General features: G+C 71.7%; 12 protein-coding genes. 2 read left to right on the plus strand and 10 right to left on the minus strand.

The features are described from left to right. Window positions 1-30: 30 nt before the first annotated feature. The 4 genes from CHR28_RS11450 to CHR28_RS11465 all read right to left on the minus strand — a co-directional run bounded on the left by CHR28_RS11450 (window position 31) and on the right by CHR28_RS11465 (window position 4985). The gene (locus CHR28_RS11450; RefSeq protein ID WP_094053442.1) at window positions 31-777 is read right to left on the minus strand and encodes a DUF6227 family protein; all 747 of its coding nucleotides are present in this window, start codon (window positions 775-777) and stop codon (window positions 31-33) included. 179 nt (window positions 778-956) lie between these two features. Next, on the minus strand, window positions 957-2174 hold the full coding sequence (locus CHR28_RS11455; protein WP_094053588.1) for a L,D-transpeptidase: 1218 nt from the start codon (window positions 2172-2174) through the stop codon (window positions 957-959). 383 nt (window positions 2175-2557) lie between these two features. Then, window positions 2558-3598, minus strand: coding sequence for a P1 family peptidase (locus tag CHR28_RS11460; protein WP_179272397.1), 1041 nt, complete (start codon window positions 3596-3598; stop codon window positions 2558-2560). 157 nt (window positions 3599-3755) lie between these two features. Continuing rightward, window positions 3756-4985 carry a low temperature requirement protein A gene (locus CHR28_RS11465; RefSeq protein WP_094053444.1) on the minus strand — a complete coding sequence of 410 codons (1230 nt, stop codon included), beginning with the start codon at window positions 4983-4985 and terminating at the stop codon, window positions 3756-3758. A gap of 56 nt (window positions 4986-5041) precedes the next feature. On the opposite strand from CHR28_RS11465, the gene CHR28_RS11470 reads away from it, so the two are divergent. Next, window positions 5042-5221: a hypothetical protein gene (locus CHR28_RS11470; protein ID WP_094053445.1), complete on the plus strand. Its 180-nt coding sequence runs from the start codon at window positions 5042-5044 to the stop codon at window positions 5219-5221. A 70-nt stretch (window positions 5222-5291) separates the two neighbouring features. On the opposite strand, the gene mscL is transcribed toward CHR28_RS11470, so the two are convergent. The 6 genes from mscL to CHR28_RS11500 form a co-directional block, all read right to left on the minus strand. Next, complete coding sequence (gene mscL, locus CHR28_RS11475; protein WP_094053446.1) at window positions 5292-5750, minus strand: large conductance mechanosensitive channel protein MscL; 459 nt, start codon at window positions 5748-5750, stop codon at window positions 5292-5294. 150 nt (window positions 5751-5900) lie between these two features. Continuing rightward, window positions 5901-6500 carry a hypothetical protein gene (locus tag CHR28_RS11480; RefSeq protein ID WP_256984221.1) on the minus strand — a complete coding sequence of 200 codons (600 nt, stop codon included), beginning with the start codon at window positions 6498-6500 and terminating at the stop codon, window positions 5901-5903. A gap of 226 nt (window positions 6501-6726) precedes the next feature. Further along, window positions 6727-7641: an S-methyl-5'-thioadenosine phosphorylase gene (locus CHR28_RS11485; protein WP_256984222.1), complete on the minus strand. Its 915-nt coding sequence runs from the start codon at window positions 7639-7641 to the stop codon at window positions 6727-6729. A 77-nt stretch (window positions 7642-7718) separates the two neighbouring features. Further along, a complete protein-coding gene (locus CHR28_RS11490) occupies window positions 7719-8042 on the minus strand; it encodes an FmdB family zinc ribbon protein (RefSeq protein ID WP_094053448.1) in 324 nt (107 codons plus the stop codon). 67 nt (window positions 8043-8109) lie between these two features. Beyond that, window positions 8110-9402, minus strand: coding sequence for an MFS transporter (locus CHR28_RS11495; protein WP_094053449.1), 1293 nt, complete (start codon window positions 9400-9402; stop codon window positions 8110-8112). Between the two features lie 289 nt (window positions 9403-9691). Continuing rightward, window positions 9692-11221, minus strand: a complete 1530-nt coding sequence (locus tag CHR28_RS11500) for a potassium/proton antiporter (protein WP_094053450.1) — start codon at window positions 11219-11221, stop codon at window positions 9692-9694. A gap of 238 nt (window positions 11222-11459) precedes the next feature. Here CHR28_RS11500 and CHR28_RS11505 point away from each other — a divergent pair, with 238 nt between their 5' ends. Beyond that, window positions 11460-14315 (plus strand): penicillin acylase family protein, encoded by a 2856-nt coding sequence (locus CHR28_RS11505; protein ID WP_094053451.1) that lies wholly within the window; start codon window positions 11460-11462, stop codon window positions 14313-14315. Window positions 14316-14387 lie beyond the last annotated feature (72 nt).

Here is a 14387-nt window from a genome sequence, read left to right on the forward strand (position 1 = left end):
GTCCGATGCGCTGCTGCGGCGCGGCGTGGTTCACGACAGCTGCGCCGCCCGCCGCTCCATCGCCTCGCGCGCCGCGTCCTCACTCACGTACACCTCGCACATGTGCCGCCCGTCCGGCGTGGCCGTGTGCTCGACCTCCCACAGGGAGAGCTCCTCGCCGTCGCGCAGCAGGAACGCGTGCTCGTAGAGCGAGAAGCCCAGACCCGCCCGGCCCGCGCGGCACGGTCGGCCGAAGGCCTGCGTGATCTGGTGACCGGACGCCGTGGCCAGCCGGGCCGCCGTGTCCGCGCCCGGCCGGTCCGCGTTCTCCGCCCGGCGCAGTAAACGGCGTGCGTGGTCGGCCGAGTCCTCCGCCGCGTAGGCGTGCCGGGGCGTGGGGGCCGGGGACAGCTGCACCGTCACCGGCAGCTCGAAGTCCGGCGTGTCCGGCGGCAGCGGGAGCCGCGACGTCGCGGCACGCAGCTCCTCCTCGTCGACGTACACCTCGTGCTGCGGCTCGCTGCCCGGCGCGGTGTTGTGGACGAGCTCCCAGAGCGTGAGTGCCGAGCCGTCGGCCAGCAGCCACGTGTGCCGGTACGTCTCCCGGTGCAGGCCCGCGCTGTGGTGCGCGGAGTGCAGCGAACCGTCGTGCGCCAGCGCGCAGTCCAGCCGCCTCAGCGTCTCGTCCGGTAGCTCGAAGGAGTTCAGGGCACGGCCGAGGAGTCGCGCGAGCTGCTCCTCCGGAGACTCGGGCGAGTCATGGGGTTCGTACGCTGCCGTCTCGTACGGAACGCTCAAGGTTTCTCCCGGCGTTGCTGCATGTCACCTTGTGGGTGCATACCGTAGCCCCTCGGTCGGACATCATGTCCGGGAACCGAGGAAACGTACGTCCAGGAAAACGCGCGAGCCGCGCGAAAAGTTCCCGCGCGGCCCGGCCGGTTCGTCAAAAACCGCTGCTGGAGCGGTACTTCAGGGGGTCAGGAGGCGCTGCCCGCGACCCACTGGCTCCACGCCATGTTCCATCCGTTGAGCCCGTTGTCGGGTGCCACCGTCTTGTCGGGCGAGTTCTTGACGATCACCACGTCCCCGACCAGGGAGTTGTCGTAGAACCACTTCGCGGGGGTGTCGCCCCCGGCGCCCCGGACGTCGGCGAGACCCACGCAGCCGTGGCTGGTGCCCTGGCGGCCGAACGGCGGATTGTCCTTGTTGTACCAGTAGTTGCCGTGCAGGAACGTCCCCGAGGTCGTCAGGCGCATCGCGTGCGGCACGTCCGGGATGTCGTACTCGCCGCCCAGCCCGACCGTCCGGCTGTTCATCCGCGTCTGCACGAACTTCTCGGAGATCACCATCTGCCCGTTGTACGTGGTGTGCTGCGCGTCGCCGGTCGAGATCGGGACCGACTTGAGCGTCTTGCCGTCCCGGACCACCGTCATGGTCTGCGTGTTCGCGTCGACCGTGGAGACCTGGGAGCGCCCGATGGTGAAGGTGACCGTCTTCTTCTGCACACCGAAGACACCGTTCGCGCCCTCGACCCCGTCCAGGTCGATCTTCATCGTGACCTTGGAGCCGGCCTTCCAGTACTCCTCCGGCCGGAAGTCCAGCCGCTGCCCGTTGAACCAGTGCCCGACGACCTTCTGCCCGCTGCTGGACGTCACCGAGATGTGCGACTGCACGGCCTTGCGGTCGGTGATCGCCTTGTCGAAGGTGAACGACACCGGCATGCCCACGCCGACCGTGGTGCCGTTGTCCGGCGTGTACGTCCCGATGAAGCTGTTCGAGGACGACACCGTCGTGAAGATGGAGTTGGCGGCGGACGTCCGGCCGTCGGCGTCCTTCGCGGTCGCCGATATCCGGTACTTCGTCCCGCGCTCCAGCTGCTCCTTCGGCTTCCACACCCGGCCGTCGGAGGAGAGCGAGCCCGGCACGGCCTGCCCGCTGCCCGCCACCGTCATCTTCACGTCCGTCAGCCTGCCGTCGCTGACCTTCACGCCGGTCGTGTTGATGGACGCGCCCGTCGAGCCGTCCTCGGCCGAGATGGCGATCTTCGCCACGGACGTCTTCGTGGCGCCCTTGCCGCCCTTGTCGTCGTCCTCGGCGTTGGCGCTGCCACCGCACGCGGTGAGCGTCAGGGCGCCGACCACCAGGGCGGCACAGGCCCCCAGTACGCGCCGCGCTGCAATGTCCGGCGTTGTCACGGGCTGCTCCCAGTTCATGTGATGTGCGTGATCCGCTCCAGTACGTGGGAGAAGAGGGGACCGGCACCCGGCCGGGTTCCGTCCGTGCGCGGTGAACGCCGTCACGTGACAGAACCGCGACAAAGTCCGGCCCGCCGTGACATCGCCGTACGCGCACGGCCCCCGGACGACCCGCCCAGCGAACCGGGACCGACCCGCCCAGCGAACCGGGACCGACCCGCTCAGCGAACTGGGACCGACCCGAGCAGCCAACTGGGAACAGCGAGTTCAGCGCCTGGGACCAACCCGGTTCAGCGCGCTGGTCCCACCCCGTTCAGCGTGCTGGCCCCACCCCGTTCAGCACCCTGGGTCGATCCAGTTCGGCGCCCCGAGCCCAACTCCGTTCAGTGCCCCGGGTACAGCTCGCCGTACGACGGCCACGTCCCGCCCGGGCCGTCGACCGGCCCGGCGGCCCGCACGGCCCGGACGATCGCCCGCGTCACGACGTCCGCGCCCGCCGCGAGGACCTCGTTGAGCGCGAGCGGGTCCGCCGCGTCCAGGGGACGGTCGCCCGTCGCCAGCGCGAACACCGTGTCCCCGTCGTTCAGCAGATGCACCGGCCGCACCGCGCGGGCGATGCCGTCGTGGGCCGTGCCGGCCAGCTTCTGTGCCTGCGCCTTCGTCAGGTCGGCGTCCGTCGCCACCACGGCGAGCGTGGTGTTGAGCGGCGGCGGCGCGCTGCGCGCGGACGTCTCGGCGAGCCGCCGCAGCGCGGCCTCGTGCACCTCCGCCCGCGGGTACTCCACCCGCCCCTGGAACAACTCCCCGTACAGCACCCCCGTTTCCGGATCCAGCACCGACCCTGCCGCGTTGGCCACCGCCAGCGCCGCCACCGTGATCCCCGACCCGAGCACCGTGCTCGCGCTGCCGACGCCGCCCTTCATCACCCCGACGACCGCGCCCGTGCCCGCGCCCACACACCCCTGCGGCACCCGCGCCCCCGGCTCGCTCGCCGCGGCCGCCTCGACCGCGGCACGCCCCAGGGCCGCGTCCGGACGGGCCCGGAAGTCACCGCCCCGCCCCAGATCGAAGACGCACGCGGCGGGCACCACCGGCACCACGTGGGCCGGGTCCGCCCCGACCCGGATGCCGCGTCCCCGCTCCTCCAGCCAGGCCATCACCCCCGACGCCGCGTCGAGCCCGTACGCGCTGCCGCCGGTCAGCACGACCGCCTCGACCTTGCGCACCACGTTGCGCGGATCCAGCGCGTCCGTCTCCTTGGTGCCGGGACCACCGCCCCGTACGTCCACGGCGGCCACGGCCCCGCCCTCCGGGGCGAGCACGACCGTGGTGCCGGTGAGCCAGCCGTCGCCGGCGCGGGTCGCGTGACCCACCCGCAGACCGGCCACATCCGTCAGGGCGTCCATCCGAGCCTCGTCTGTCATGGCGACAGTCTCGTCCAGACAACGACCCACACGGACCGGCACCGCGGCCGACGCCGTCCATGGCCCCTGGCCCGGCGCCGCCTCAGGCCGCCCGGCCCGGCGCGGGCTCAGGCCGCCCGGCCCGGCGCGGGCTCAGGCCGCCCGGCCCGGCGCGGGCTCAGGCCGCTCGGCCCTCCGCCGTGTGGATCTTCGGCGGGCGCGTCGCCAGCGTCTCGCCCACCACCACCGACAGCGCGCACACCAGGCCCGCCGTGAACACCGCCCAGTCGCCCAGGAAGGTGCAGCAGATGACCAGCAGGGCCGTCGTCGGCAGCACCAGCTGCTGGGTGATGCCCACCTTGAAGTGCCGGGAGTGCAGGGCCCACAGGGTCAGCAGATACAGGGCCGTCGGCAGGGTCACGGCGGCCGACGCGGCCAGCGTGGAGATGTGCGCCTTGCCGACCGTCTGCTCCACCGCCACCTCGAGTCCCGCCCCGATCGCGGCCGCCGAGGCGAACACCAGGTAGTGGCCGTAGCCCCACAGGAACGCCTGCCGGTTGGAGCGCAGATGGCCGTGGATGGGCACCACGAAGTACAGCCACCACGCCGCGAAGATGATCAGCAGGCCGCCCGCCGCGATGGGGAGGAGCTCGCCCAGCGCGTCGTTCTCGTCGATACCGGACTTCACCGCGACCGTGGCCGCGGCGATCGTCTCGCCGAGCACGATGATGGTGAACAGCCCGTACCGCTCCGCGATGTGGCGCGGATGCCAGGCCGTGCCGTATCCCCGCTCCGCGAGGGGCGGCACGCACATCTCCAGCAGCGCCATCGCCAGGAACCACCAGGGCCGGGCCCCCTCCGGCAGGAACAGCAGCCCGAGCCAGCCGACCTGGCACAGCAGCACACCGCCGGCGTAGCGCAGGGCCGTCGTGCGCTCCGGGCCCTCGCTCGAACGGGCCACCCGCAGCCACTGGGACACCAGGGCCAGCCGCATGATGGCGTACCCCAGCCAGACCACGAGGTAGTCGTGCTCCTCGAACGCCCGGGAGACGCCCGCGGCGAGGACCAGCACGCCCGCGATCTGCACCAGCGTGACCACCCGGTAGAGGACGTCGTCGTTGTCGTACGCCGAGGCGAACCACGTGAAGTTCATCCACGCCCACCACAGGGCGAAGAACACCATCGCGTAGTCGGCGATCCCCTCGCCCGCGTGCCCCTCGGCGACCGAGTGGACCAGCTGGATGCCGGCCTGGGCGACGGCCACGACGAAGCACAGGTCGAAGAAGAGTTCCAGCGGCGAGGCCGTCCGGTGCTCCTCGTCCCGGCCGCGGGCCCTCAGCCGGCGCAGCGGGCCCCGGCCGCCGGGCGCGTCGGGGAGGTCGGGCGGGGGAGGGGTGCTGGAGGTCATGATTCCCAGCACAACAGAAGGCGCCGGGATTTTCTCCGCGACCGTACCCTGGACGCATGAGCACCGCCCCCGAACCCGAGCCCCGCGCGCCGAAGCCCGCGCTGGTCTTCGACGACCCGCTCGACCAGCAGTCCTCCGACGACACCGACCGCGGCTGGGGCGAGCGCACCGACTCCGGCGGTGGCGCGGCCGACCTCAAGCGCTTCCTCGACGAGAAGCCGCCGCACCACCTCTGAAGCAGCCGGGCCGCCGCCGCTACCGGGCCTCCGGCCGTGGCGCGCAGGACCCGGGCCGCCGTGCCGAGCGCTACTGCCGGTCGTGGCCCGAGCCGCGCTGCGCGACCAGGGCGTCCCGGATCTCCTTCAGCACCTCCAGCTCGGTCACCTCGATGACCTCCTGCGTGCCCTCCTTCGCCTTCCGGCGGGCCTCCACCCGGGCCAGGTACTTCGCCATGGGCAGCACCATCAGGAAGTAGACGACCGCCGCCGTGATCACGAAGCTCAGGGTGGCGCCGAGGACGGAGCCCCACAGGATCTGGATGCCCTGCTCGCCCTCGCAGGTGGAGCTCAGGCACGAGCTGTAGTGGTCGAGGTTCTTGGTCCCGATGGCACCGACGACCGGGTTGATGATCCCCTTCACCACGGCGTTGACGATGTTGGTGAAGGCGGCACCGATCACCACCGCCACCGCCAGATCGACGACGTTCCCGCGCATCAGGAAGGCCTTGAAGCCCTCCCAGACGCTCGGCTCCTTCTTCTCGCTCACCTGGGGGCCTCTCCTCGTACGAGCAGCTTGTGGAACAAAACGCTCCGCAACCTACGGCACCCTTGGGCCGAACCGACCACGCGGGTCCCTCCAACGAGGGACTTGACGGCACCCTGCGCCGCCTCATCGCGTCCCTCGCCCTCACGCCGGTCACCAGAGCGTCACCGCCAGTCGCGCGGTGGCGCTCGCGCCGGCCAGACGCGCGGCGGTGGCACGCGGCACCGAGAGCACGATCAGCGCTCCGCCGTCGGAGGCGTCCGTCACGGGCTCCGGCACCTCCGTCACCCTGACTCCGCGCGCGACGACCCGGGCGTCCCCGCCCGTCGCCGTCTCCTCGGCGGCGATGACGTCGATCCGGTCACCGGGCCGCAGCAGCCGTACGGTCGCGGCGTCGGCGATCCGGACCGGGGCCGTCACCGCGGCGGCCGCGCGGCGGGCCCGGCCGGAGTGCTCCCCGGAGACCGGAGCCGTGCGGGCGGGCGTCTGCGCGCGGGGATGACCGCGGGCCCCGTCGGTGTCGCGCGGCCCCGCCGCCACCAGCGCGGTCGCCGTGACCGCGAGCCCGACCGCGACGGCCGGCCGCCGGTGCCGCACGAGCCGGCCCGAGCGGCACCGGCCGCGCACCCCGCGCACCCGTACCGGGTCGAACCTCGGCACCTCGCGGGTCGCGGGGACCTCGGCCCCGGGCGGGCCCGGTGCGACGGACCAGGAGGGAGACGACGGCGCGAACGAAGGGCGAGCGAGAGACACGGGGACCACCACCTGCGACGAGGGACCGGCTTGCGCTCCCCACGATGAGGCGTCCCGCCGCACCCCGCTCGGGCCTGTGGACCCACCGCCGGCCTGTGGACAACTCCCTCACCCGAACGGCAACTTCCGCCCCCCAACCCGCAGCCGGGCAGACTCCAGCCCGCAGCCGCCAGAGGCCAACCCGCAGCCGACAGCCCGCACCCAACAGCTCCCAGCCCCCAGCCCGCTACGGCAGCGCGAACCCCGGGTCCATCCCGCCCAGCGCGCCCACACACAGGCAGTCCCGCTCGGCCACCGCCGGCAGCCCGGCCACCGCGTCGAACAGCACGCCCCGCAGCCGGTCGACGTTCGCCGAGAAGACCCGCAGCACCTCGTCGTGCGAGACGCCCTCGCCGGTCTCCGCACCGGCGTCGAGGTCGGTGACCAGCGTCAGCGATGTGTAGCAGAGCTCCAGCTCACGGGCGAGCGCCGCCTCGGGATGGCCGGTCATGCCCACCACGGACCAGCCCTGCGCCTGGTGCCACAACGATTCGGCACGGGTCGAGAAGCGGGGCCCCTCGACCACCACCAGCGTGCCGCCGTCCACCGGCTCCCAGTCCCGCCCGCGCGCCGCCTTCAGCGCGACGGCCCGCCCGGTCGGGCAGTAGGGATCGGCCAGCGACACGTGCACGACGTTCGGCACCGTGCCGTCGGGCAGCGGCAGCCCGTCGAAGTAGGAGTTCGCGCGGGACTTGGTGCGGTCGACCAGCTGGTCCGGCACCAGCAGGGTGCCCGGCCCGTACTCGGGGCGCAGACCGCCCACCGCGCAGGGGGCGAGCACCTGGCGCACGCCGACCGAGCGCAGCGCCCACAGGTTGGCCCGGTAGTTGATCCGGTGCGGCGGCAGGTGGTGGCCTCGTCCGTGCCGGGGCAGGAAGGCGACCCGCCGGCCGGCGACCTCACCGAGGAAGAGGGAGTCGCTGGGCGGCCCGTACGGGGTGTCGACCCGGACCTCGGTCACGTCGTCGAGGAAGGAGTAGAACCCGGAGCCGCCGATGACGCCGATCCCGGCATCCTCCGTGCCGCCCGCGCCCTCCGGGCCCCCTGTGCTCCCCTTGACCTCTGAGTCGGCCGAGCTCGCCGCGTTCGCGTTGTTCGCCATGCCCGCACCCTAACCGCACGCGGAAACGCCGAGGACCCTGTCGCCCCGGGGGCGACAGGGTCCCGGAAGAAAAGACCTTACGCGGCGGTCGTGCTGCTGCTCGTGGAGCTGCTGCCCGCGCTCGACGACGAGCCGGACGAACTCGACGAGCTCGACGAGCCGGAGTCCGAGGACGACGAGGAGGAGCTCGACGACTTCGACGCCGGGGAGCTGCTGGACGAGGAGCCGCGGCTGTCGTTCCGGTAGAAGCCGGAGCCCTTGAAGACAATGCCGACCGCCGAGAACACCTTCTTCAGGCGGCCCTGGCAGCTGGGGCACTCGGTCAGGGCGTCGTCGGTGAACTTCTGCACCGCCTCGAGGCCCTCGCCGCACTCGGTGCACTGGTACTGGTAGGTGGGCACTGTCTTCCTCCTGGCACTCTCACTCGATGAGTGCTAACGACGCTCCATAGTGACGTATTCCGGCCGCTCAGTCCACTGCCACCGGCACGCGGTGACCCACGCCACGTGCGACGGTCCGCCCGGGACCCCGCGCGGACAGCCGGGAACGCAGGGACAGAAGGGTCAGCAGGGCCAGGACCGTGCCGCCCATCGGCACCAGGAAGCCGGCGCCGTCCCACAGACGGTCCTCCAGCTGCCCGGCGACCGTGACGGCCGCCGCCTGGCCGAGTGCGACCGCGCCGGTCAGCCAGGTGAAGGCCTCCGTGCGGGCACCGGCCGGGACCAGGCTCTCGACCAGGGTGTAGCCGGTGATCAGGGCGGGCGCGATGCACACGCCGACCAGCAGGCCCAGGCCGGCGAGGACCGGTACCGAGTGGGCGGCCCACAGGCCCGACGCGGTCAGCGCGAGCGCGGCGTAGCCGACGACCAGGCGCCGCTGCGGAGCCAGCTTCCAGGCGATCGCGCCGCACACCAGGCCGGAGAGCATGTTGCCCGCGGCGAAGACGCCGTAGAGCACGCCGTTCAGGCCCGGTTCGCCGATCGACTCGGTGAACGCGGCCAGCGAGACCTGCATGCCGCCGAAGACCGTGCCGATGCCGAGGAAGGTCACGATCAGCACGCGCACCCCGGGCACGCGCAGGGCCGAGACGTGCTCCACGCGCGCGTGGCCGCCGCGCGAGACCGAGGGCTGGGTGCTCTTCTGCGCGGCGAACAGCAGACCGCCGACCAGGGTGAGCGAGGCCTCCGTGACCAGGCCCGCGGCCGGGTCGACGGCCGTGCACAGGGCGGTGGCCAGCAGCGGCCCGACGACGAAGGTCAGCTCGTCCGTGACGGACTCGAAGGCCGCCGCGGTGCTCATCAGGGGCGAGTCGCCCAGCTTGACGCCCCAGCGGGCCCGCACCATCGGCCCGACCTGCGGCACCGAGGCGCCGGTCGGGACGGCCGCCGCGAACAGCGCCCACAGGGGTGCGTCCATGAGCGCCAGCGCCGTCAGCGTCAGCCCGGACAGGGCGTGCAGCAGCACGCCAGGGATCAGCACGGCGCGCTGCCCGTAGCGGTCGGCGAGGCGTCCGCTGTAGGGCGCGAACAGGGCCATCGAGACACCGGTGACGGCCGCTGCGGCGCCCGCCGCGCCGTAGGAGCCGGTGGTGTGCTGCACCAGCAGCACGATGGAGATCGTCAGCATCGCGAACGGCTGGCGCGCCGCGAAACCGGGGAGCAGGAACGTCCAGGCGCCGCGGGTGCGCAGCAGCCGGCCGTATCCCGGGCGGGCGGAAGCCGACGGGTTCTCCGACGTCTTCGAGGTGACCGTGGATGCCACGGCCCGTGCCTTTCTGCCGCCTGGTAGCGCGGCCCCGTCAGCGGGGGGCGCCGAGAGCTGTCCTCTTGCGCGGAACTGCGGTAGATGCCGGGGCCCGGTGAGGAGGGGTGTCCCGACCGCCATACGGTCGCGCCAGCTCTGCGTCAGGCAGAGTTGGTTCGATCTGGGTTCGCCTTCATCCTACAGGGATCAAGGGCTCGTCCCCCTGTGAAAGTGAGCACCATGGATCCGTAGGCCTTACAAATGCACAAGGGGGGCCGTACGGCGGTCAAACCGAGCGAATCGCCTGTCAGGAGGCCGGTCCGTCCGTTCCCAGCCAGCCGGCCAGCTTGCCGCCGTGCCCGACCGCACGCAGCCGCTTCTCGGCCGCGTCCCGGACCGGGTCCGTGGCGACCACGAGGAGCTCGTCCCCGCGCTGCAGGATCGTGGTCGGCAGCGGCACGAAGGACTCCCCGCCGCGCACGATGAGCGTCACGGCGGCGCCGTGCGGCAGCCGCAGCTCGGCCACCTCCACGCCGTGCATCTTCGACCCCTCGGGGATCGCGACGGACAGCAGATGCCCGCGCAGCCGCTCCAGCGGGGCCGACTCGATGCCGAGGTCGGCCGCCTCCGAGTCCTCGCCGAGGCGCAGCTTGCGGCCCAGCCAGGGCAGTGTCGGGCCCTGCACCAGGGTGTAGACGACGACCAGGACGAAGACGATGTTGAAGATCCGGTCGCTGCCCTCGACGCCCTTCACCATCGGGATGGTCGCCAGGATGATGGGCACCGCCCCGCGCAGCCCGGCCCAGGACATCAGCGCCGCCTCCCGCCAGGGCACCCGGAACGGCAGCAGGCAGGCGAACACGCCCAGCGGACGCGCCACCACGGTCAGGACCAGCCCGATGACCAGCGCGGGGACGATGTCGTCGCCCAGCTCGTGCGGGGTGACCAGCAGGCCGAGCATGACGAACATGCCGATCTGCGCCAGCCAGCCCAGCCCGTCGGCGAACCCGCGCGTGGCCGGCCAGTGCGGCAGCCGCGCGTTGCCCATCGCCATGGCGGCCAGGTAGACCGCGAGGAAGCCGCTGCCGTGGGCCAGGGCGCCCGCCGCGTACGCCACCACGGCGATCGCCATGACGGCGATCGGGTACAGGCCGGACGCGGGCAACGCCACGTGCCTGAGCCCCCAGGAGCCCAGCCAGCCCACCGCGAGCCCGATGGCCGCGCCGATCGCCAGCTCCAGCAGGATCTCGCCCAGCAGCACGTACCAGTGCTCGACCGGCCCGGCCGTGGACAGGGACACCACGAGGATGACCACGGGCGCGTCGTTGAAGCCGGACTCCGCCTCCAGCGTGCCCTTCACGCGCGCGGGCAGGGGGATTTTTCGCAGCACGGAGAACACGGCGGCCGCGTCGGTCGAGGAGACCACCGCCCCGATGATCAGTGCCTGCCGCCACTCCAGCCCGACCAGGTAGTGCGCGGCCGACGCCGTGACCCCGACGCTCACCGCGACACCGGCCAGCGCCAGTGCCGTGGCGGCCGGCATCACCGGCTCGATCTCCTTCCACTTCGTGCCCAGACCGCCCTCGGCCAGGATCACGACCAGCGCCGCGTACCCGATGACCTGGGTCAGCTCGGCGTTGTCGAAGTGGATGTCCCCGATGCCGTCCTGGCCCATGGCGACGCCGATGCCCAGGTACACGAGCAGGCTGGGGAGCCCGCTGCGCGAGGAGATCCGTACCGCTGCGACGGCGACGAGCAGGACGAGCGAGCAGACGAGCAGGAGCTGGTTGAGGTGGTGAACAGTCAGCGGCCGAATCCTTCCCTGGCCCGCACGCACGCGTGCGTGGGCTCACGTACATCGCACACGAAGTGGTGGCGCAGCGCGCCGACTACTTCGTTACCTTACCTAACTCTTGACGATTTCTTGACACTCGGGAGGGCAAGATCGAACGTCCGTCCGCGCCGGTTCCCGACTCCGCGTCAAGGGGCGCAAGGCCCTGCGCCTATCGTTGCTCCAGCGCTCAGTTAAAAGCACAGCCGAACCTGCCGCTCGACTTAGGACAGCAAGGACAGCGATGCCCACCGACACCACCGCCTCCACGGGTCAGCAGCCCGTCAAGTCCGGCAGGAGAAAGGGGCGCAAAGTACGGCTGATCGTGCTCGTCCTGGTGCTGGCCGTCATCGGAGGCGTCGCCTTCGGGGCGTACTGGTCGATCAGCACCGTCCGGGCGTCCTTCCCGCAGACGAAGGGCACTCTCACGCTGAAGGGCCTCTCGGGACCCGTCGAGGTCAAACGCGACGACTACGGCATCCCGCAGATCTACGCCTCCTCCGACGCGGACCTGTTCATGGCCCAGGGCTACGTCCAGGCCCAGGACCGCTTCTACGAGATGGACGTCCGCCGCCACATGGCCGCCGGGCGCCTGTCGGAGATGTTCGGCGAGGGCCAGGTCGACAACGACGAGTTCCTGCGCACCCTGGGCTGGGACCGGGTCGCCAAGCAGGAGTACGACACCAAGCTGTCGGCGGCCACGAAGAAGTACCTCCAGGCCTACGCCGAGGGGGTCAACGCCTACCTCGACGGCAAGGACGGCGAGGACATCTCCCTGGAGTACGCGGCGCTGGGCTTCACCAACGACTACAAGCCGCAGAAGTGGACCCCGGTCGACTCGGTGTCCTGGCTGAAGGCGATGGCCTGGGACCTGCGCGGCAACATGCAGGACGAGATCGACCGCGCCCTGCTGACCAGCCGCCTCGGCCCCAAGCAGATCGCCGACCTGTACCCGAAGTACCCGTACAGCCGGAACAAGGCGATCGTCCAGGAGGGCCAGTACAGCGAGCTGACCGGCGCCTTCGAGCAGGGCGGCACCGGCGCCTCCGGCACGAACGGCACCTCGGGCACCGCCGGAACCTCCGGCACGAGCGGGACCGCCGGCACGAGCGGAACCGCCGGCACCGGCGCGGGCACCGCGGGCACGTCCGGCACAGGCGGCACCGCGTCCGGCACGGCCGGCACCGCCTCCGGCACCTCGGGCCTCGACAGCCAGCTCACCGGCCTCACCCGCGTCCTGGACGACCTCCCCCCGGCGGTCGGCGTGAACGGCGACGGCATCGGCTCCAACTCCTGGGTGGTCAGCGGCGAGCACACCATCACCGGCAAGCCGCTGCTGGCCAACGACCCGCATCTCGGACCCTCCCTGCCGTCCGTCTGGTACCAGATGGGCCTGCACTGCCGCAGCGTCTCCAGCACCTGCCAGTACGACGTCAGCGGCTACACCTTCGCCGGCATGCCGGGCGTGATAATCGGTCACAACCAGGACATCGCCTGGGGCATGACCAACTCCGGCGTCGACGTCACGGACCTGTACCTGGAGAAGATCACCGGCGCCGGCTACCTCTACGACGGCAAGGCCAAGCCGTTCGAGACCCGCGAGGAGACCATCAAGGTCGCCGGCGGCCCGGCCAAGAAGATCGTCGTCCGCGAGACCAACAACGGGCCCCTGCTCTCCGACCGCGACCAGGAACTCGTGAAGGTCGGCAAGAAGGCCACCGTCGACACCGCCGCGCCCGACCGGGGCGACGGCTACGGCGTCGCGTTGCGCTGGACCGCCCTGCAGCCGGGCACCAGCATGGAAGCCGTCTTCGCCATGGGCAAGGCGAGGAACTGGACCGACTTCCGCAAGGCCGCCGCCCTGTTCGAGGTGCCCTCGCAGAACCTGGTCTACGCCGACACCGAGGGCAACATCGGCTACACCCTGCCGGGCAGGATCCCCACGCGCGCGGAGGACTACGACGGTTCCCTGCCGGCGCCCGGCTGGGACCCGGAGTACCGCTGGACCGGCTACATCCCGCAGGACGCGCTGCCCTACGAGTACAACCCGGACCGCGGGTACATCGTCACCGCCAACCAGGCCGTGATCGACGAGGACAAGTACGCCCTCACGCTCACCACGGACTGGGGCTACGGCACGCGCAGTCAGCGGATCACCGACCTGATCCAGTCGAAGATCAAGGACGGCGGCAAGATCTCGACGGACGACATGCGCCAGATGCAGCTGGACAACAGCAGCGAGATCGCCCGGCTGCTGGTGCCCACCCTGCTGAAGATCGACACCGGCGACAAGGACGTCCGCGAGGCCCAGAAGCTCCTGGAGGGCTGGGACTACACCCAGGACGCCGACTCGGCGGCCGCCGCGTACTTCAACGCCGTCTGGCGCAATGTCCTGAAGCTGGCCTTCGGCAACAAGCTGCCCAAGGAACTGCGGCCCAAGGGACAGTGCCTGTGGGTCAAGCCGGTCAACACCACCGGCCCCGCCGACGAGGCCGAGGAGGTCCGCGAGTGCGGCCAGCGCGCCCCGGACCGCGCGCAGCCCGACGGCGGTGACCGCTGGTTCGAGGTGGTCCGCAAGCTGATGGACCAGCCGAAGAGCGACTGGTGGAAGACGCCCGAGGTGGGCACCCGCGACGGCGCCGTCAACCGCGACCAGCTGTTCAAGCGGGCCATGGTCGACGCCCGCTGGGAGCTGACCGCCAAGCTCGGCAAGGACATCGACACCTGGAGCTGGGGCCGGCTGCACCGCCTGTTCCTGAAGAACCAGACCCTCGGCACCGCGGGTCCCGGGTTCGTCCAGTACGCCCTCAACCGCGGCCCCTGGGAGCTCAGCGGCGGCGAGGCGACGGTGAACGCGACCGGCTGGAACGCCGCCGGCGGCTACGGGGTGGTGTGGGTGCCGTCCATGCGGATGGTGGTGAACCTCGGCGACCTCGACAAGTCCCGCTGGATCAACCTCACCGGCGCCTCCGGGCACGCCTACAGCGCCCACTACGTCGACCAGACCGACAAGTGGGCCGACGGCGAACTGCTGCCGTGGTCCTTCTCTGACCAGGCGGTCGAGAGCAACACGGCCGACAAGCTGGTGCTCAAGCCGTGAGGCACCGACCCGCCGTGCGGCACTGACCCGGCGACGGCGACGGCGACGGCGACCGCGACGGCGACAAAAAGC

This window comes from Streptomyces sp. XY006, from assembly GCF_002237655.1.
Taxonomy (GTDB): domain Bacteria; phylum Actinomycetota; class Actinomycetes; order Streptomycetales; family Streptomycetaceae; genus Streptomyces; species Streptomyces levis.

What these genes read in the sequence shown, in the direction of transcription:
- CHR28_RS11505 (WP_094053451.1), top strand. Translation starts at nt 11,460, where the DNA reads ATGCCCACCGACACCACCGCCTCCACGGGTCAGCAGCCCGTCAAGTCC.
- CHR28_RS11470 (WP_094053445.1), top strand. Translation starts at nt 5,042, where the DNA reads ATGAGCACCGCCCCCGAACCCGAGCCCCGCGCGCCGAAGCCCGCGCTG.
- CHR28_RS11460 (WP_179272397.1), bottom strand. Translation starts at nt 3,598, where the DNA reads ATGACAGACGAGGCTCGGATGGACGCCCTGACGGATGTGGCCGGTCTG.
- CHR28_RS11465 (WP_094053444.1), bottom strand. Translation starts at nt 4,985, where the DNA reads ATGACCTCCAGCACCCCTCCCCCGCCCGACCTCCCCGACGCGCCCGGC.
- CHR28_RS11485 (WP_256984222.1), bottom strand. Translation starts at nt 7,641, where the DNA reads ATGGCGAACAACGCGAACGCGGCGAGCTCGGCCGACTCAGAGGTCAAG.